The following is a 19,622-nucleotide window of genomic DNA, read 5'->3' as shown; positions in this document are numbered from 1 at the left end:
TTTATCAGTCGGGAAATAATGCGGACGACGGTGTTTAATTATATCGAGTGCGATTACAATCGGTGGCGTCGTCACAGTGCCTGTGGCGGTCTCAGTCCGGAACAATTTGAAAACGAAAACCTCGCTTAGGGCCGTGTCCACATTTCGTGGGTAGGATCAGGCTGTGATTACCGGTGGTGGCGGGGGATTTGGTCAGGCGCTGAGCGTGTGGTTGGCACGAGAAGGCGTCGAGGTAGATTTTTGCGCGAGGCGTGCCAATGATATTCAAAAAACTTGCAGTATCATCTCGGCTGAAGGCGGAATTGCGAAAGGATATATCTGTGATTTAACCCAGCCTGAATCCCTTTATCAGTTTTCTTCACAGTTGTTAACTTCAGATAAGCCCATAGACATTTTAATCCTCAATGCTGCTCAGTGGTTATCCGGAACGTTAGACGATCAACCAGACTCAGAAATTATCAATACTGTCAGCTCAGGACTAACAGGTTCGATTCTACTGTCTCAGGCATTGCTGCCCAGCTTAAGACGTTCAGAAAGTGCGGATATAGTCTCAATTATATCTTTATGTGGGATTCCGAATTTTACAGATTCAATTGCGCATCCCGCATTTTTTGCCAGTAAACACGGCCTTAGCGGGTTTACAACTAAACTCTCACACCAGTTGTCCGAAGAAAATATACGTGTGACTGGGTTATATCCCCCAGATTTCGAACTGACAGGATTAGATACGTTTGTCGATAACCAATTCAAAATGGGGGAGCGTTTAATGAATGGGCGCTCGGTCTGGGAAACAATTCGTTTTGTGTTGGCTCAACCGCGTAGTTGCCACATTAGTAGCATCTATTTTGATGGTCCTACACGCGAAAAACTGGGGAATAAAGGCTGAATTTGGGAACGTTGAACAGAGTAGCCAACTTCCGCTTCTCGCTCATGGCGGACCTTTGGCTCAGTTAGCTTGTCCGCTTTGTGCAAGGGCTCGGAAAATGGTCCGGATTAATTTATGTTAATAAAGAAGCATATCGGTCCATATACTCTCCATAATTTGCTGAAAATAAATCAATAATCTTCTGTCAGAATTTTCATTCTGAACAGGAGGTGTTATGAATAACATAAACCATCACATCAAATATATCGAGTATTTGTTGAGGAAAAGCAGGACAATTTTAACCAATGATATTTCATTTCATGCAGACAGGCTAAGCAAGATATCTGGAACATATCCGGACTTGCGTAACCCAGTAACGCTTAATGAAAAAATTTGCCATCGCATTTTATTTAGACACGATCCATTTTATACAATGCTTGCAGATAAACTTCTGGTCAGAGAGTATGTTGAGAAGCGGACGAAATTAATCAAGCTTAATCCTTTATTAGGTATTTATAACAGAGTTGATGATATTGATTTCGACAAACTACCCACTAAATTTGTTTTGAAATGCAATCATGATAGTGGTAGCACGGTCATATGTACTGACAGAACGGATTTTGATCCCATTTTGGCTAAAAACAAATTAAAACTATCGCTTAAAAAGAATATGTATTATACGACCCGAGAATGGCAGTATAAAAATATACCACCTGTGATTCTCTGCGAAATGTATCTGGATATATTTTCCAATAAAAACAAGATGGTAACACCAGAAATGCTAAGAGTTCATTGTTTCCACGGTGTAGCATGTTTTATCGAGGCCGATTTTACTGACAGTGATGGAAACGGATTCATTAACGTTTATGACAGATCGTGGAATTTACAACCCTTTCAGATGGAGTACCCAAATACGCCATCCCCGGTTGATGAACCAGAATCTTTTCATCAATCTGTTATTGCTGCCCAGGAGTTAGCAAAAGAGATAGACTACTGCCGCGTCGATCTTATGCTAAAAGGAGAAGATATCTATTTCAGCGAAATAACATTAAGTCCGAAAAGAGGCAAACTTAAAATCACCCCAGCAATATGGGACGCCAAACTCGGCAGTATGTGGGATCTGTCTCTTGCTAAAACAGGCCCAATCGAGCCTGTTTATTCATGCCCTTAAACAGGCCAGGAGAGTTTGAAAAGTGAACCATTTTCTTGCGTTATACCATAGCTCACGTCGCCACCGTGGGCACGCATAATGGCTTTAACTACCGACAACCCTAAACCACAGCCCTCTGGATTAATATTTTTAGCGTATTCTCCTCGCTGAAAAGGCTGGAATAAGGACTTCTGGAGTTCTTCAGGAATTCCAGGTCCTTTGTCCTGAACGATAATAAAATTATCGTTTCCTACAATACCATTCTTTACAAAAAGCGTCTGTGGTGTGGAATATTTTAAGGCATTGTCAAAAAGAACGGTCAGACACTGAAAAATACGTGAAGGATCGCAGATGCAACGCTGACAACTGAGCTCAGTCATTATGTTAAAGCGTTTTGTTTCAAAGTCGGGCAAAAAGGTATCAAGCGCACTGGTGATCAGCGTCGCAAGATCGACTTCACTGAGCATCAAGGAATATCCTGCTCCTCCAGAGGTGCTCACGACTCGAAGATCCTCGATTAAGTTAGTCAGACCTTCAGTTTGTTTAAGGAGGTTTCTGAAGAGCGGCGGTTCTGGTTCGAATACACCGTCAACCAGTCCCTGAAGCCTGCCCCGCAAAATAGTCACAGGTGTTCGGAGTTCATGAGCGATTGCAGCATTCCATAAATTTCGCTGTGCATCCAGCGTCTGTAACTTCTCCGCCATCTCATTAAAATCATCGACGAGTTTATTCATTTCCCCCAACTGAGAACCACAGTTAATCGCTCTTGCGCTAAGGTTCCCCTGAGAGATTTGTTTCAGGCTGTTCGCTACATCATTCAAGGGTTTTAATATTCTTGCGGATAGTTTTACAGTAAAAAAGAGCGAAACGACCAGACTGGTTAATGAAGCGATTAAGATCCACATCCAATCAAGAAAGGTCATAGCGTCTTCATTTTCAACGTTTCCCCCTCCCGGAAGATAGTCAATCAAGAAACTGTAAAACAAATAGGAACCCAGTACGGCAATTGCAATAATAACGAATGTTAAAGACAGCATATATGTCAAAATCTGACGGCTCAGGATCGTTTCTTTGTTCATTTTTTGTCACCCAACCGGTACCCTAATCCTCGGATGCTTTCCGGAATGCCCTTCAATCCGGCATGTTCAAGCTTTTTCCGAAGTTTACTCATATGGCTGTCTACAGTGCGATCCAGCGAGTCTCCCTCAGGCAAACACGCATCAAGTAACTCTTCACGAGAACAGACTTTTCTCGGGTTTCTTGCCAGATAGGTCAGAAGCTTAAACTCTGTGGTGGTTAATACTGGCGTGGAAACCTCACCTTGAGCAGTGATTTCAACGTAAAACTCATCAGGATAAATCGTTATAAAAGGCGTTCTTAAAGGCCGTGAATGTGTAGACTCTGCAACCGGTCTGGTTCTGCGAAGTACAGCTTCAACCCTGGCAATAACCTCTGATGGATTAAAGGGTTTTATCACATAGTCGTCAGCCCCTAGCCGTAGGCCCATCAGTTTATCAACGTCTTGATCAAGTGCTGTAACCATGATGACGGGGACATTAGTTTCCTTTCTTAACGTTGTAAGAACATTCCAGCCATCATATACGGGCAGGTGAATGTCCAGCAGCAGAAGGTCGGGTTTGTGTTGACGAGTAAGGTTGATCGCCTGCTCGCCATCTTCGGCTCTTAGGGTTTTCATGCCAGCCTTATTTAAATAGCCCGTCAGTATGGCGGCGATGTCATCATCGTCTTCTGCGACGATAATCAGATTGTTGTTCATATTTTCTTCCACAGTGCTGATGACAACATGCATTTTACCCAGAAATACCTTTTATCGTCATGCTTAATGATTTTTCAACTTAACTTTAATAGACAGATATTATTTTAAAAAGTTCATTAAAAAGTTATTGCAAACTTAACCAGCCACGCTCTCCATATTCACTACACATTTTATAAATAATTAATCAACATCGCCAAGCAATAATCTACAACCATGTTGAGGGTTACATGCAATATGTACTGTTGTCTAAAGAGAGTTATGATGCTGACTAAATTTTTATTCCGACGTGAGAATTTGATGGCCTCACTTTTATTTTGTGTCGTTACATATGGGTTATTATCTACCTGGCTTCACCTTGTGCATGCAATTAATGAAAAAGTAGAATCCACTTTACCTTCATCTTTACTAATTCGTGTTTTGATAATCATTGCTGCATTATCATTTTTTCTTCAGAAAAAACCTGGGGTTTTAAAAAGTTTCATTGCAATAACGTTCGGTCTTATCTTACTGTTTCTACAAGCCATTACTGTACTACATCTGTTTCTGAATAGTTCTCCAGATATTAATGATTTTGTTTTTTATTATGAATGTTTTTTATTGGTTTTCTTGTGCGGACTACCTTTGTTTTTATGTTTAAGAATGGTTTGATATTATGCATTGTCAGAATGATACTCAACTTAAGGGGGGAGTACACATATCCTCCATAAAACATCCATTCACGATTGACATCATCACGTTACACTTAGCGCATGTCTTTATGACAGCTCTATTATGCTGCCTCATTTACTTAGCTCAAATAATAAACCAACGGCAGAATACTTTTACACTCCGATGATTAATACACATTTATTATGATTTATAAAGGCAACAACAAACCAACGGCTCCCGGGGTTGCTACCTCACTGAAGAGACTTGCCTGGCGGTACCGGAAGAAATTATGCATTACTTTCATGCTGGTTATTGCTGAAAACGTTGCATTCCTGCTCTACCCCATTTTGGCGGGCATGGCGATCAATGCCATCCTGGGCGGACAGACGTCACGTGCGGCCCTTTATGGCCTGATGGTTCTGTTCATGTGGTGCATGGGAGCCACCAGACGTAGTGTAGATACGCGAACATTTGCACGTATCTACGCAAGTCTTGCTGTGACAGTAGTTTTAGCCCAGCGAAAATATTCACTTAATCACTCGACTATTGCTGCGAGAGTCACTCTGTCCCGTGAATTTGTGGATTTCTTCGAGTTGCACCTGCCTGTATTGATTACCTCGATCATTTCCCTTTTCGGCGCAGCAATAATGCTGTTATGGGTTGAATTCTGGACAGGAATAACCTGTTTGATCATCGTGGCAATACTGATGTGTTTTGTCTCAAGTTATACTTTCAAAAATGAGACATTCTACAGACGGCTCAATAATCGCCTTGAGAAAGAGGTCGATTATGTTAACAAGGCGTCTTTTGGTGCTCTTAAGCGACATTATGAAACACTTGCCCGCCTGCGTGTGGTGTTATCCGACAGAGAGGCATGGGGATATTTATGCATAGGCCTTCTGGTTTCTGCTCTCTTTTCCATGACCATTATCAGGATGAGCATGGAGTCCGGAATTAATGCCGGACATATTTATTCCGTCATGACCTATATGTGGATGTTTGCAACAAGCCTGGATGACGCACCACAACTTCTTGAGAAATTTTCCCAGCTCAGGGATATCGGTAAACGGGTTTCGACAGACGATGAGACCTCTTTATCAGGAAAACCATGCTGAATTTTTACCCTTTGTATGTTGACTGGAAGTACACCTGATGCCGCACTTTTTCATTGAGCGCCCCATCTTCGCATGGGTTATCGCCCTGTTTATTGTTCTGACGGGACTATTGTCTATTCCTCGTTTACCGGTTGCGCAATACCCTGCCGTTGCGCCACCCGGTATTATCATTTCAGTGAGTTACCCTGGCACCAGCCCGGAGGTGATGAACACGTCCGTCGTGTCTCTGATCGAGCGTGAAATTGCGAGTGTTGACAATTTACTCTATTTTGAATCTTCCAGTGACACGACGGGGATGGCGTCAATTACTGTTACCTTCAAACCCGGAACCGACATCAAACTCGCCCAAATGGATCTGCAAAACCAAATTAAAATTGTGGAATCTCGCCTGCCACAGTCGGTAAGACAGAATGGGATAAGTGTTGAGGCAGCTAATTCCGGTTTTTTAATGATGGTGGGATTAAAATCCCAAAACGGAGACTATCAGGAAGCTGACTTAAGCGATTATTTTGCCAGGAATGTTACTGATGAACTCCGGCGCGTACCCGGTGTAGGTAAAGTCCAGCTTTTTGGCGGGGAAAAGGCGCTCCGCATATGGCTGGACCCGATGAAATTACACAGCTATGGGCTCTCAGTTACGGATGTATTAAGCGCCATCAGTCAACAAAACGTGATTGTTTCACCGGGCAGAACCGGAGATGAACCTGCGGCTAGCGGGCAAGGTGTGACCTATCCAATAACGGTAAAAGGGCAACTCTCTTCGGTTGAAGAATTTCGCAATATCACGATTAAATCACAGGCCTCCGCCGCCAGGGTGACACTGGCAGACGTTGCCCGCGTGGAATCCGGGTTACAAAGTTACGCATTTGGGATCCGTGAAAATGGCGTGCCAGCAACGGCAGCCGCCATTCAATTGTCTCCTGGCGCAAATGCGATTAGTACTGCGTCGGGTATCCGCGCACGGTTAACAGAACTGTCCGGTGTACTTCCAGAGGGAATGACATTCACCGTGCCTTTCGATACGGCTCCGTTTGTAAAACTGTCGATATTGAAGGTAGTTGAGACATTTGTTGAAGCCATGGTCCTGGTCTTTTTCGTGATGCTGCTTTTTCTTCACAAGATACGCTGCACCCTTATTCCTGCGATTGTGGCCCCCGTGGCGCTGCTCGGCACTTTTACCGTAATGCTATTAAGCGGTTATTCCATCAATATTTTAACGATGTTTGGAATGGTGCTGGCCATCGGGATTATTGTTGACGACGCGATTGTGGTAGTAGAGAACGTCGAACGACTGATGGAAGACAAAAAAATGTCTCCACAGGATGCCACGCGGGAAGCGATGCGTGAAATTACGCCCGCAATCATTGGCATTACGCTGGTGCTTACTGCGGTGTTTATCCCTATGGCCTTTGCCAGCGGATCCGTGGGTATTATTTATCGACAGTTCAGCATTTCGATGGCTATATCCATTTTACTGTCGGCATTCTTGGCACTGACGTTAACCCCTGCGCTTTGTGCAACCTTGCTCAAACCACATGGTATTCATCAGGGTAAAAGCAGCGCATTTTCAGCGTGGTTTAACGCTCACTTTCATCGCCTGACGACGTTTTACGCCACTGGTCTGGGATTTGTTCTGAAGCGTACCGGCCGTATGATGATGATCTACGCTGCATTATGTTTGGCATTGTTTGCCGGTCTGTCTTCCTTACCTTCATCATTTTTACCCGATGAAGATCAGGGCTATTTTATGTCCTCTATCCAGCTCCCTTCTGATGCCACAATGCAGCGGACACTTAAAGTTGTCGATCGCTTTGAAGATGAAATCGCTCGCCGTGAGGCTGTGGAAAGTAACATCATGATCCTGGGATTTGGTTTCTCAGGGTCAGGTCAAAACTCGGCTATGGCATTTACCACCCTCAAAGACTGGAAACAACGCAAGGGAACCACGGCACAGGAAGAAGCCGACCATATTCAGTCCCAAATGGCAAACGTGCCTGATGCCGAGACAATGAGTCTGCTGCCTCCGGCAATTTCTGATATGGGAACCTCATCCGGGTTCACTTACTATTTACAGGACAGAGGCGGGAAAGGATATCAGGCACTCAAGAAGGCGGCCGAAGAGCTTATTGTGCAGGCAAATCATAATTCTCAACTTGCCGATGTCTATATTGATGGGCTTGGTGAGGGAACAAGCCTTGCCCTGGATATCGACAGGGAAAAAGCGGAGGCCATGGGGGTGTCGTTTGATGAGATAAATCAAACCATTTCCGTTGCAACAGGTTCCAATTATGTTAATGACTATACCAATAATGGCCGGGTTCAGCAGGTTATCGTCCAGGCGGATGCGCCGTACCGGATGCAGCCAGAACAACTTTTGGCTTTGTCTGTCAAAAATCGTCTGGGGCAGATGCTTCCGTTATCCACTTTTGTGACGCTTTCGTGGAATGCTGCTCCACAGCAACTGATACGCTATCAGGGATATCCTGCCATACGCATAACCGGGAGTGCCGCACAGGGAAAATCGTCGGGTACCGCAATGGCGGCAATGGACAAACTGGCTGAGCACTTACCACCGGGGTTCGCCGGTGAGTGGGCGGGAAGTTCGTTACAGGAAAAGGAGTCCGCATCACAGCTTCCGGGTCTTATTGTGCTCTCGGTACTGGTGGTATTCATGGTGCTGGCTGCGCTTTACGAGAGCTGGTCCATTCCCTTCGCAGTCATGCTCGTTGTTCCTCTGGGGCTACTTGGCGCTGTGCTGGCAGTATCCGTTACGAATATGACGAATGACGTCTTTTTCAAAGTGGGCCTGATAACCCTGATTGGACTTTCCGCCAAGAATGCGATTCTGATTATCGAGTTCGCGAGACAATTGATGAATGAAGGAAAGAGCCTTATTGATGCGACATTGATGGCAGCGAAGCAGCGCTTACGGCCAATACTCATGACTTCTCTGGCTTTCACATTAGGTGTTGTTCCGCTGATGCTCGCCAGTGGAGCCAGCGACAGCACGCAGCATGCGATTGGTACCGGTGTATTCGGCGGGATGATTAGCGGAACGCTACTGGCCATTTTCTTTGTTCCGGTATTTTTCGTGACGATCACACAATTTACTGGCATGCGTAAAGACAGACCGGAGAATAGTCGGAATGGCTAATCTCTGCCCTGTGTCCCGGCCAGTTTAAAGCAGGTTTCTTGCTGAACTGGCTGGCATTACATTATCAAGGACATTATGAACATCATTGTCACTCAACGGTTAATCATTCGCCCTTTTAAGGCAGAGGATGCGGCAGCACTTTTCGATTACCTCTCTTCACCACGTGCTCCTTGCTTTAAGGATGAAAAGTTACATTCACTAGCCGAGGCGGAGAGCGATGTGGCTAAACGAGCCACGGACCCAGCACAGTTTGCCGTTTGTCTAAAAGAAACCGATACGTTAATCGGACATCTTTATGCGGACAATAGCAACGAGCCAGACAGCAATACCTGGTCAGTAGGCTGGCATTTTAATCAACGTTATGAACGTCAGGGATATGCAAGTGAGTCAGTTGCTGCACTGTTTGATTATTTATTCAAAATAAAAGATGCTAGGCGTCTGTATGCTTGGGTAGAAGTTTACAATCTGGCCTCTCAAAAACTCTGTGAACGTTTGCATATGCGGCGTGAAGGTTGTTTTAAAGAGTTTGTCGCCTTTGAAAACGAGGATGGTAAGGCAAGATATGACGACACAAACATCTTTGCGCTATTGCATAAAGAATGGACAAAGTAGAGGACGAAGAAAAATGTCAGTTCTTCGGTCAACACTTCCTGTCAACCTAGTTTCCATATCATAGATCTGATGTACAAAAAACGACCTTAACGTACAATAATTTTCGATATCCAAACTGACCCCAATATGGGGCCGTGATGATATATTTTTCCATATGTAACCCCACCTCTAATAAATATTCCATCACAGGCAATATCAGTTGAAAACTTAGTTAGTTTATTACAGAGTGATTTAAATCCCTCAAACGTCCCTTCCGTAGAAATGATCACACAGTCAGAGATATAATTTATACGCGGGTCTCCTAATTCTTTTTCAAGAATAATGCCATCTTTTTCCTCATAAACAGGAAGGTCGTGCTGTCCATTTGATTCTATCGACTCTTCATGTAGAAAGTTTAGAACAGATCTGACTCTTTGATAATCTTTGCCTTCGATAGCTTCAGATTCAATTTTGTGGATTAAATTTTTGAATCCTAATATATCCACAAAAGCTACAAATCGGTTTTCATACCCATCAATATTCATTTTTCTTCTCAATTATATACTTGTTCGTTACTGCTAACTTAATTTGTCCAATAGTTAACCAGAAATTACATTTCTGAAATGAATTCCCATCACACTATCCCTCCCCAAGGTTCATGATATTACTCTTTCTTGACACGAGAAGTTGATGCAATTCCTTCAGGGATGAGGCCAATGATTCATTTTTCCTGATGAGATTGTTATCAGCTTTTATGCCCTCTGCGCAGGATTCATTCAAATAGTCCAAAGTTTCATGATCATCATCTAAGCATTCATAACTACCTGAATAAAACTCTTCGCAACTTGCTTTGTTATTTTTGTCGATATAACCAATGCATTGAATCACCCCCTTAACAACCTCAGCAGCAGAATAAATAAAGTAGTCGCATTCATTTATATAATCTTCAACATCAGAAATCATATAAAAATAGTGCATAAAGTCTTTTGCAATTTCAAATTCACTTTTAATCATAACTACTTCACATTTTAGTTCTTTCAAACCCTCAAGTTTTAGGGAAAGTTTACATTGTTTTTCTTGCGCAGTTTCCTTCTTAAACGACTCACTGCCTTTCTCCCTGATATTTATTCTTTCTTCAACTGCATAAATATAAGCTGGATATGCCCGAGACCACACCTGGTTTACTTTCAGGATTAATTGGTCCTTTTTCAGTCTTTCTTTTTTAGCTATAAATTCTGCATACAATGCTGCATCCTCTTCGCACCATACATCAATTTTCCGCTTATAACCCGGCTTTAACTCTCTCTCTGCGCATACGGGAAACAAAGGATCAACGGCCTTTAAGTATTCAAACTCACTCAGATAGAATCCTGTATCACAACGATTAAATAATCGTCTAAACTCTTTCCCACTCAAGGTTTTCACTATACCACCCACCTCATTTTTATTACAGAACAGTCAACAAGGTAAAACTATAAACACTCTTACACAACCGATTGATAATGTTCAAATGTAAGATAATCTAAGGTAAGCATAACTTCGTTCAACTCCATACCACCATACTTCTTACACCATGTGTAAAACGTAGCTCAGAAATGGTGTTCTTGCGGCAGAGTACCCGGGCAGAAACCCCGGCTTCGGCCTCGCCGAGAATACTGATGTTCTGTTCGACGGAAAAGCGCTTCTTCATAGAGCTGCCCTCACGTTACTGATGAATACGTTACTGACATCGCGGTGTATTAATCAACTGGGGACAGGTCACAAGGTCAAATTTGATATACCACTTCAGGACGGGCATACGGGCTACTTTCGGTAAGAGGGAATTGCTGCATCAGCGTCACACAATGCTACAGCGGAGCAAGGTAATAGTGACGACATATATCTTTCGGCAAGGATGAATAACCACAGAGTGATTGCAGCCTTTGTTGACGGCGGGTTGTCATCAGCAGTTCGCTGGCTTTCATGGGCTGGAAGTAGCCTAGGGGCAAAGAGGGTTCTATTACTTCAGCAGTCGGGAAAGCATCCTGGCGCGAACGCCCCGGACGCAAAAAAGATTTCAGATTTAACGTAGCGGAAACCTGTAAGGTGGAAATTCCGCTACGTTAAACGCTAGTTCTTATTGGGCAATCAACAACTCATAATTCGATTTCGAACTAAAGATTATCGGGCAGGTCTTCACACTGCTCGATGTTGAAGATGTGGAGGCTAATCATAAAACAGCGAGCCTGTATTATCACTTCGCCGTTCTCATCGAACACCGTCTGGCCGCTGTTATCCGTAAAAAGAAGAGCCGAAATAAGCTCTTCTTCTCAGTTATTATTTCCTTGGCTCTGGTTTTGGTTTTTCTTTATAACTTTCAGTTACAACCTGAGCCCGAGGGAAGACAGGTGGCACTGGTTTGCTTGCAGTACCAGAATTTGCAGGCTGAGGCTGCCTTGGAGCCTGATTTTTGTCGCCATTTGCCATTATGATCTCTCCTAAATGATTTAAATTAGCGGAAATTTTATTCAATTGCAATGAAACTTGCGTGTCACGGATCAAGGTATCTTTTCTTGGTGAGGAAACATCTAAATCTGCTGCTGCGAATAATAGAGATGCGAATAAAAAAAACATAATGCCAGACCATAGCCATAGCATTGAATATCGAATTGTTTGCATTCTATTATTGTTGATTTCATTATTATTATCAACGCATTCCTCTAATTGGTAAAAAAGATGCTCTTTTATATCTTCATTGATATTTGGGCAATACATTTTATCAGAAGCGTTTAAATTATATAATTCAACTTGCTGTATATAAATTATCAGTTCCTTTCTATATTTTGATACACTCAAGCATTTAGGCAGATATTTATATTTATATCCTTCACTCAACGCAATCCAGGTATAATATGTTGAGATAGAAAGAAGAATGCCGGACAATCCAGACAAGAAAAAGAACATAACTAAAAAGACAACATTGCTATCATAATCAATCATACGTAACATATAGAAGAGTAAGGTAAGCATACCAGCATAGATAGTAAAATTCAGCTGAGCCCGACTAACAACCCTCTCCCGGTCATCTAATGATTTAAAATAAACTTTTTCATATATATCATATAATCCGTTCATGTAACCTCTATGTCGAGATAAATTTCGAAGAACCTTTGATACAGTATCATTATACTCACACTCATTAAAGACACTTGTATTTCAACGACATAAAGGCATGCTGCGTGACGTGAGAATCTTTATCACTAACCAGTAAAAAGCTGAAATTGAGTTCCGTTTTGCTGTGATGTAAGTGATCTTACCCACGAACAATGGGCATAGTCCTAAGATGGATTAAGCGAAATTAGACCAGACACGAGTTTTGAAAATCCCCGTGTCCTTGGTTCGATTATTCGCCGTAAACGGCTCACCCCTTCGGGGCCAGCGCGGCAGGCGCGCTGTTCAACGCCTCAAGGCGTTAGTCCGAGTCCGGGCACCACTAATTCAGAGAACCCAGCCTATGGCTGGGTTTTTGCTTTCTGAGGCCGGACTCGTCATCGAACTCCGTTCGATTATTCGCCGTAAACGGGGCACCCCTTCGGGGCCAGCGCGACAAGCGCGCTGTTCAACGCCCCCTAAATTAAGTAGCTAAATTCCATTTCACTACCCTGTAACTATCCTTTAACCTTTAACCGGTGTTATTCAATGAGCCCGTATCTAACGTTTAAGGAAAGAAAGTGTTAAAAAGAATTACTCTTCTGGGTGCCTGTATGGCATTGACCGCCTGTTTTGGTGAAAATAAAGAATTTCTCATTGATAACCCTACCGGGCAAACATTAGCAATTTCGATCGACGATCAAAAAATAACGATTCCGGCAAAGGAATCACAAAGTATTAAACTGGACGCTGGTCAACATACATTGACACTGGCGAATGGTGAAACGGTAAAATTCAGCGTGTTTGGCGCCTGGCCTCGCTCCGGTAATAGCGGTATCATCAACCCGACCCATACGCGTTATATTTATGTGGTACAAAAATATCTGGCTAAAGGCGTACAACCAGCCGGCGAAAGCAGTGACGTACACACCCTTTCTATTGACGGGCAAACGGTTACTGGCCCGTTCGACGATCTGGGGAGTGAGCTCTTTATTGACAATGCCTACCATTATTGGGATCTGAACCCGACAGAGCCATTCCCTGCATCGATGTCATCTACATCTGAACAAAATTACAAAACCAAAATTTATCGCATTCAGGACTTTAAGCATTATTATAACAATGAATTTTCTCCTTCTGCCGATTACAGTCAACATATACGTATCACTGAGTCGCGTTATCAGCCTCCTGAAATAAGCGCGCATTTTAATTCGCCCGAATTACAGACAAATCTGAATGACGCCACCAAAATTTATACCGCCTTTATCCATGCTAAGTCGGCAGGGGAACAAAAAGAGTTGCTGAAAGAGTTTGAAAAACAGAACAGAGAGAAATGGCGCAACCCTAAAACGAATGGGGGGGAAGTGACTCTCTATTATAAAGTTATGTTTAATCTCAATCAAATAATGATGAGTTCAATTCTCGAGCTTAAGTAGTAACGTTTGATGGCCAGGCAGCTACTGGCCTCATGAATCCTTGAATAACCTGACGCCGGAAGAGTACCGGCTGATGGCGGAAACCCCTAAATCTCAAAAAAGTGCGTGAAACTGGAACAGGTGTGCTTACACCGGCACCTGAATCATCCGTAGCCCAGCACCACTCTTCAAAGAACCCAGTCTGCCACTGAGTTTTTGCTTTTCTGAAACCGTGCTCTCCATCGAACTTAGTTCGATTACTCGCCGTAAACAGCCTACCCAGCGATTGCCAGCGCTGACCACAAACGCCACCTCTCTTTCAGCCTGCCAGCAGGCCAGTATTACTACTGAACAACCTGGTAAGCCTGCCCATTCTTGTCGTATCCGAATACGACCTAGACATACCCGCCAGTGAAAAACAGCCCATACCGAGCACAAAAAACATATAACGAGCACTAAATCATTGCCAAACACAGCCAAAACTAACACAATCGAGCTTTAGAATTACCCAACAGGAGCGAGAAATGCCACTAAAGAAACCTGAATCAGACTTTCTCCATGAACTGGCGAACATAGCTGAACAGCGAATCTTAAGCAGTTATCTTAAGTCTCACTGTATTGATATCAGTACCAAACCTAAAGAAGGTTTCAGGTTCGATCCGGTGACAAACATTGACCGGGAAACTGAAATAATCATCAGGAGAATGATTTCCGAACGTTTTCCGGAGCATGCCATTATGGGTGAAGAATTCGGCGATACAGGGAGCAGTACGTACAAGTGGGTCATAGACCCGATTGATGGTACCCGCCCATTCCTGTGTGGCCTGCCTGTATGGGGATGTCTGGTTGGGTTGCTGGAAAATGGTGAAGCAGTAATGGGAATGATGAGCCAGCCTTATACCGGAGACCGTTTCTGGTCTGATGGCAAATGCTCATGGTTTTCAGGACGACTCGGCACTTCAATAATGAAAACAAGGCAGGACGCAGAGCTTCACCAGGCCATTCTGCATACCACCTCACCCGAATCGGTCAAACTTTATCATAATAATAAATTCGACTTATTACAGAATCAGGTACTCATGACCCGTTATGGTGGTGAGTGCTACGCAATGGCAATGCTGGCTGCCGGCCATATTGATATCTGCGTAGAATACTCTCTGCAGCCATACGACATTGTTGCATTTATACCAATTATAGAAAATGCCGGAGGTGTCATTACAACTATTGATGGCAGACGGGCTGAAAATGGTGGTGCGATTGTAGTGAGTGCAAATGAGCAACTCCATGAGCAGGTATTGAATATTCTTAATTCATGATGACACCGTCTGGAATAGAGAAGATGAACGAAAAAATATCTACACGAATTATATTCTTTATTGCTGGTTTGGTTACTGCAACCTGGGCTGTTCTTGTGCCTTATGCAAAAAGTAACACTAATATTAATGATGCTTCACTGGGGACATTATTATTATGCCTCGGGTTAGGTGCGATGATCGCGATGCCTGTTACAGGTGCGCTGACATCCAGATATGGTTGCAGAAAAGTGATTACTGCAGCAGTGCTGGTTATTATTATTTCTGTCCCCTTTTTGTCTTTTCTTTCCTCCCCTTTACTACTGGGAGCAGGGTTACTGATTTTTGGCATCAGCATTGGAATCACTGACTGCGCAATGAATGTCCAGGCCATTCTGGTTGAGAAATCAGCGGATAAATCATTAATGTCCGGGTTTCATGGCATGTACAGTGTTGGTGGTATTGCAGGAGCTGGCGCAATGACAGGCTTGTTACATTTAGGTTTAACTGCCATCACTTCGACAATTATCATGTGCGTGGCCGTTTTTCTCTTACTGATGATAAGTGTTCACAAGCTACTACCCTATGCTAACCCCGCGGAAGGGCCTGCTTTTGCTGTCCCGAAAGGAATCGTTCTGGTCCTGGGCCTGATTTGCTTTATTATTTTTATGGCCGAAGGCACCGTACTGGACTGGAGTGCAGTTTATCTGGTTGAAAAAATAAATATTTCTGAGTCTCTGGGTGGTCTGGGGTTTGCGGCATTCGCGGCAGCAATGACAGCGGGAAGGTTAAGTGGTGATTATGTCATTGAAAAGCTGGGAGCATTCAAAGTAGTACTTTCAGGTACTGCTGTTGCAATCCTGGGGTTTATCTTAGTGATCCACAGCATTGAATTTACCCTCATTTTAATTGGTTATTCCTTAATTGGTGCCGGGTGCTCCAATATTGTGCCGGTTATGTTTTCCCAAATCGGCAAACAATCCACCATGCCACAAATGGTTGCAGTCCCTGCCGTAACAACGCTCGGGTATATTGGTGTTCTGGCTGGCCCTGCCATAATTGGCTATATTTCACATCATAGCTCAATTACCTATGGCTTTGTTTTTATCACTACATTAATCCTCTGCGCAGCAATACTGTCGTATGCGATAAAAAACATTCTGCGAGCAACTCCCCAGGTATAAACTCGCTTTCATGGCTATTAAATAAATAATCTTATATTCCCTGCATAAGTCATCACTTATGCAGGGAATATTCATTTACTGCTGTGAGAAATGCTGGCAACCCATGCCCGATGTCAGAGAAGGCAACCACAAAGCCCCTGGCAAAACTAACACAAACAATCACAATATTGCATAATCGAGCATAAGCTGTTAGCGTACAGCAGATACCTGGTTGCCAGTAATGGATGCTTCCAAATGAAAAATCGAGAGGGTAAACCATGTGTGGAGCGATCAGGAGTAGGTGCAAACTTAACGATTCAGGTGGAGAAATGATTAAACTGATCATCACAGATTTGGATGGAACATTCCTGAACAGCCAGGGGGATTATGACAGAGAACGATTTGCCAGTGTCCGGGCTCTGATGGCAGAGAAAAAAGTACACTTTGCTGCCTGTACTGGCAAACAGTGTGAAAGAGTGGAAGAACTGTTTGGCGAGTACAGTAAAGATTTATGGATTGTCGGGGATAGCGCAACACGTATTAAGTTTAACGGTGAATATCTTTATCAGTCCTTAATCCGTAATGAGACAGGACTGAGTATTATCAAAACGCTTGAAGCGGCGAACCCCCACCATGTCATTATTGCCTGCACCAATGAAGGGGCGGTGATCCGGTCTGATACCCCACAGCACCTGAAAGAAAAAGTACGTAAGTCTTATACCACAATGATCCAGACGGATAACTTAAGCTCAGTGACCAGCGATTTTGTTAAAATCACTGTTTACGATGAAGCAGGAACATGTGCGCAAACTCGCCCTTTTTTGACTCCCTTTGAGAAAGATGTCTACATTGTTGTTTCAGAGGCGTCCTGGATTGATATTGCTGATTACGGCGTACATAAAGGCACTACAGTGAAAAGGCTGCAAGAGATCCTTAATGCCACTCGTGCTGAAACTATGGCATTTGGCGATGGTTATAACGACCTGGAGCTTTTAGCTGAAGCTGAATATAGCTTTGCAATGCAAAACGCGTTCGAAGAGACCAAAGCCGCTGCACAATTTGTTACCGGGACAAATGACGAAAATGCCGTTCAGGAAACGATCATACGGATCCTGAGACTGCAATCCTGAACACAATGCAGGGAAATAGAGGTTGCTCCGTTTCCCTGTGATTTTACCCGTTAAGACGCTCGTTCAATGTGCATATTCAGGTTTTCAAAACCACTGACATTCGTATCCTGGCTCACAATAATGATGTCGATATCATCGCACTGTGCAACCTTGTAGCGGGCGACCTTTGACATTTTATCTTGTGTTACCGCAGCGACAACTTCATTACTTTGGCTCAGTATTTCCTTTTTGAAACAAGCATCTTCGTAGTAGACCGCGCTCAGGCCAACTTGAGAATCCAGGCCACAAACCCCAATAAACGTTTGGTCGAAGAGCATTTCCCGAACCTGATTTACCGTATCAGAACCCAGTGTACTGCCAGTCAGGTGATTAACCTTCCCCCCGAGTAATATCAATTCACCTTTGGCGCGGCTGCTTAATGCTGCAGCTATTTGAGGGGAATTCGTTACGATAGTGATTTCCATATCTTCTGGAATGTATTCCACCATAGCCAGATATGTGGAGCCGGCATCGAGGAAGATGCAGGTATTTTCTCTAATGAGCTGCGCGCATTTACGGGCCAGACACGATTTTTCTTCAACGTTATCAGCCGCCCGAACATCAAAGATAGCAGATTGCTTAAATTCACTTATCGCTCCGCCATAAACCTTTTTGCACAGGCCCTTTCTGGCCATCTGCTGCAAGTCTCTGCGAATAGTATGCTCTGATACCCCCATGTCGCGGGCCAGGTCTGTTCCAATTACCCGGCCTGTTTTTGCCAGTATTTCCTGAATCCGGGCCTGCCTTTGCTCAGGGAAAGCATCATAATCTGTCACGCCAACTCCTCAAAATGGGCTTAGTGCTGCATAACTCAACAAAATATATCACACTATAATTATTGCCATGGTATCGCATTAACCCATTGCAGTCTTTTGAACCTGAGCACTCGCAACGGGCCGTACTCATGCTGATTACAGAACATTTTTAACATAACTAACTAGCTGAAATGAATAAACCCGCCCTACAACAAAGGCGGGTTGTTATTTTTTGCTGTTACGGCAGCACACCACTCTGCCAGTAAACAGCCGGTTCAATATCCACCACACCTTGTTCAGTACGCAGCCAGCGTGGCGCTTTCATTTCTGCGGCAAAGTAATTAATTAACTCCGACAGCAACCCCGTTAGTTGCTGCTCCGTTTCCGGGGGAAGCCCTTGCTGCATCAGCGTTTGTGCCAGCGCCATGCCGTAGCTGCAGAGCGCAGTACAGTCTGGAGCTAATTGTGGGGAAACCGCCGGGAGAGTGTCTACTGTCAGGCTTTCCACAAGATGTTCCGGTACCGGATCCAGCAGCGCAGGCTGTAACACCGCCAGGCAAGTATTAAGACGCCCACACAGTGCCATTTTTAACGTGGTGTCGTGTGTTTCATGCAAAGCATCGGCAATATTTTCACAGTAGCTCGCCAGCTCAGTAAAATCAGTTATGGAACTCAGGGGAAAGGCAAATAACGGGTGAGTCTGGGTAGTGGTCGTAGCCATAAAGGCATCCTCCTGTAACGTTTCATTCTTCTGCCACAGGAGAGGCTAATCTCACTGGTGGCAGAACCGGGCAGGGTTAGCCTTACCGGTGTTACAGGAAACCGGCGCATCTTGCGATGCCCCCGCCCGGCCCGCCATTGAGGTGTAGCCGTGCGCACGACACACAGGAGACGCAACGCGCGTCATGTGTCGCCTGTAACAATTTTCAGGAGGCTAATCCCGGCACCTGATTTTGCAGGTGCCGGGCAAAGATACCGTTGAGCACACAGCACCGCAAGGGATTTTACCCGGCAGGCTAACGCACTGTTTTTATTTGGAACCCAGTACGCAGAACCGTAGCTGACTACAGATGTTGTGACCTGAAAGACACTTCTCTCTGGTCGTTCTCGCCAGTAAAACGCGCTCAATAATTAAGACACATAGCCAGTTTGTATGGCGCATTAATACCGTACTGTAATTCCCTCTCGTTTATATCACACTATAAATCACACCAGCCCCATCCCATGGTGAAAAACGCTTTAATAGAAATATAAACTAAAGATAGTAAAAATGAAGAACATTAAAAAATAATACTATTGACAAGATAAAAATTATCACCCCGCAAACAAATATTTAATATTTACCCAGCTGTTTTTGTCATATGAAATTTATTTTCACAGATATTTCTATTTATAAATA

General features: G+C 43.8%; 18 protein-coding genes and 2 pseudogenes. 12 read left to right on the top strand and 8 right to left on the bottom strand.

The genetic code is table 11. The features are described from left to right. The 3 genes from DES37_RS16335 to DES37_RS16325 all read left to right on the top strand — a co-directional run. The coding region (locus DES37_RS16335) for an IS3 family transposase (RefSeq protein WP_146211490.1) at positions 1-129 on the top strand (129 nt) is incomplete at its 5' end. A gap of 34 nt (positions 130-163) precedes the next feature. After that, complete coding sequence (locus tag DES37_RS16330; RefSeq protein WP_110026805.1) at positions 164-886, top strand: SDR family oxidoreductase; 723 nt, start codon at positions 164-166, stop codon at positions 884-886. A 214-nt stretch (positions 887-1,100) separates the two neighbouring features. Then, a complete protein-coding gene (locus tag DES37_RS16325) occupies positions 1,101-2,036 on the top strand; it encodes an ATP-grasp fold amidoligase family protein (RefSeq protein WP_110026803.1) in 936 nt (311 codons plus the stop codon). On the opposite strand, the gene DES37_RS16320 is transcribed toward DES37_RS16325, so the two are convergent. Beyond that, positions 2,033-3,094 carry an ATP-binding protein gene (locus tag DES37_RS16320; protein WP_110026801.1) on the bottom strand — a complete coding sequence of 354 codons (1,062 nt, stop codon included), beginning with the start codon at positions 3,092-3,094 and terminating at the stop codon, positions 2,033-2,035. The genes DES37_RS16325 and DES37_RS16320 overlap by 4 nt on opposite strands. Further along, the gene (locus DES37_RS16315; RefSeq protein WP_032611657.1) at positions 3,091-3,792 is read right to left on the bottom strand and encodes a response regulator; all 702 of its coding nucleotides are present in this window, start codon (positions 3,790-3,792) and stop codon (positions 3,091-3,093) included. The genes DES37_RS16320 and DES37_RS16315 overlap by 4 nt, the downstream gene beginning before the upstream one ends. Before the next feature lie 258 nt (positions 3,793-4,050). Here DES37_RS16315 and crrC point away from each other — a divergent pair, with 258 nt between their 5' ends. The 4 genes from crrC (at position 4,051) to DES37_RS16295 (ending at position 9,321) form a co-directional block, all read left to right on the top strand. Further along, entirely contained in the window at positions 4,051-4,440 is a 390-nt protein-coding gene (gene crrC, locus DES37_RS16310) for a colistin resistant protein CrrC (protein WP_110026800.1), read from the top strand. 203 nt (positions 4,441-4,643) lie between these two features. Beyond that, a complete protein-coding gene (locus DES37_RS16305; RefSeq protein ID WP_110026798.1) occupies positions 4,644-5,555 on the top strand; it encodes an ABC transporter six-transmembrane domain-containing protein in 912 nt (303 codons plus the stop codon). Between the two features lie 37 nt (positions 5,556-5,592). Further along, positions 5,593-8,709 (top strand): multidrug efflux RND transporter permease subunit KexD, encoded by a 3,117-nt coding sequence (gene kexD, locus DES37_RS16300; RefSeq protein ID WP_110026796.1) that lies wholly within the window; start codon positions 5,593-5,595, stop codon positions 8,707-8,709. A 75-nt stretch (positions 8,710-8,784) separates the two neighbouring features. After that, positions 8,785-9,321 carry a GNAT family N-acetyltransferase gene (locus DES37_RS16295; RefSeq protein ID WP_110026794.1) on the top strand — a complete coding sequence of 179 codons (537 nt, stop codon included), beginning with the start codon at positions 8,785-8,787 and terminating at the stop codon, positions 9,319-9,321. An 86-nt stretch (positions 9,322-9,407) separates the two neighbouring features. On the opposite strand, the gene DES37_RS16290 is transcribed toward DES37_RS16295, so the two are convergent. From DES37_RS16290 to DES37_RS16265, 4 genes and pseudogenes are all read right to left on the bottom strand, one after another. After that, positions 9,408-9,845, bottom strand: coding sequence for a hypothetical protein (locus DES37_RS16290; RefSeq protein ID WP_110026792.1), 438 nt, complete (start codon positions 9,843-9,845; stop codon positions 9,408-9,410). A 94-nt stretch (positions 9,846-9,939) separates the two neighbouring features. Beyond that, positions 9,940-10,725: a hypothetical protein gene (locus tag DES37_RS16285; RefSeq protein WP_146211527.1), complete on the bottom strand. Its 786-nt coding sequence runs from the start codon at positions 10,723-10,725 to the stop codon at positions 9,940-9,942. A 110-nt stretch (positions 10,726-10,835) separates the two neighbouring features. Further along, positions 10,836-10,990 (bottom strand): annotated as a pseudogene (locus tag DES37_RS16280) (transposase); the annotation flags it as partial. A 626-nt stretch (positions 10,991-11,616) separates the two neighbouring features. After that, positions 11,617-12,414: a hypothetical protein gene (locus DES37_RS16265; RefSeq protein WP_110026789.1), complete on the bottom strand. Its 798-nt coding sequence runs from the start codon at positions 12,412-12,414 to the stop codon at positions 11,617-11,619. A gap of 596 nt (positions 12,415-13,010) precedes the next feature. Between DES37_RS16265 and DES37_RS16260 the strand changes: the two genes are divergently transcribed. The 5 genes and pseudogenes from DES37_RS16260 to DES37_RS16240 all read left to right on the top strand — a co-directional run bounded on the left by DES37_RS16260 (position 13,011) and on the right by DES37_RS16240 (position 17,429). After that, on the top strand, positions 13,011-13,865 hold the full coding sequence (locus tag DES37_RS16260) for a hypothetical protein (RefSeq protein ID WP_110026787.1): 855 nt from the start codon (positions 13,011-13,013) through the stop codon (positions 13,863-13,865). 28 nt (positions 13,866-13,893) lie between these two features. Then, a pseudogene (locus DES37_RS25760) lies at positions 13,894-13,974 on the top strand (integrase); the annotation flags it as partial. A 394-nt stretch (positions 13,975-14,368) separates the two neighbouring features. After that, positions 14,369-15,160, top strand: coding sequence for a histidinol-phosphatase (gene hisN, locus DES37_RS16250; protein ID WP_110026786.1), 792 nt, complete (start codon positions 14,369-14,371; stop codon positions 15,158-15,160). Positions 15,161-15,183: 23 nt separating this feature from the next. Beyond that, complete coding sequence (locus tag DES37_RS16245) at positions 15,184-16,320, top strand: MFS transporter (RefSeq protein WP_110026784.1); 1,137 nt, start codon at positions 15,184-15,186, stop codon at positions 16,318-16,320. Between the two features lie 308 nt (positions 16,321-16,628). Further along, complete coding sequence (locus tag DES37_RS16240) at positions 16,629-17,429, top strand: HAD-IIB family hydrolase (RefSeq protein WP_036103214.1); 801 nt, start codon at positions 16,629-16,631, stop codon at positions 17,427-17,429. A gap of 50 nt (positions 17,430-17,479) precedes the next feature. Here DES37_RS16240 and DES37_RS16235 read toward each other — a convergent pair whose 3' ends face one another. Both DES37_RS16235 and DES37_RS16230 read right to left on the bottom strand, forming a co-directional pair. Next, positions 17,480-18,244 carry a DeoR/GlpR family DNA-binding transcription regulator gene (locus DES37_RS16235; RefSeq protein WP_110026783.1) on the bottom strand — a complete coding sequence of 255 codons (765 nt, stop codon included), beginning with the start codon at positions 18,242-18,244 and terminating at the stop codon, positions 17,480-17,482. 217 nt (positions 18,245-18,461) lie between these two features. Beyond that, positions 18,462-18,944 carry a hypothetical protein gene (locus DES37_RS16230; protein WP_110026782.1) on the bottom strand — a complete coding sequence of 161 codons (483 nt, stop codon included), beginning with the start codon at positions 18,942-18,944 and terminating at the stop codon, positions 18,462-18,464. Positions 18,945-19,622 lie beyond the last annotated feature (678 nt).

Origin of the sequence: Mangrovibacter plantisponsor (assembly GCF_003182475.1) — a bacterium.
Classification (GTDB): Bacteria; Pseudomonadota; Gammaproteobacteria; order Enterobacterales; family Enterobacteriaceae; genus Mangrovibacter; species Mangrovibacter plantisponsor.
This window is presented reverse-complemented; position numbering and strand designations above follow the sequence as displayed.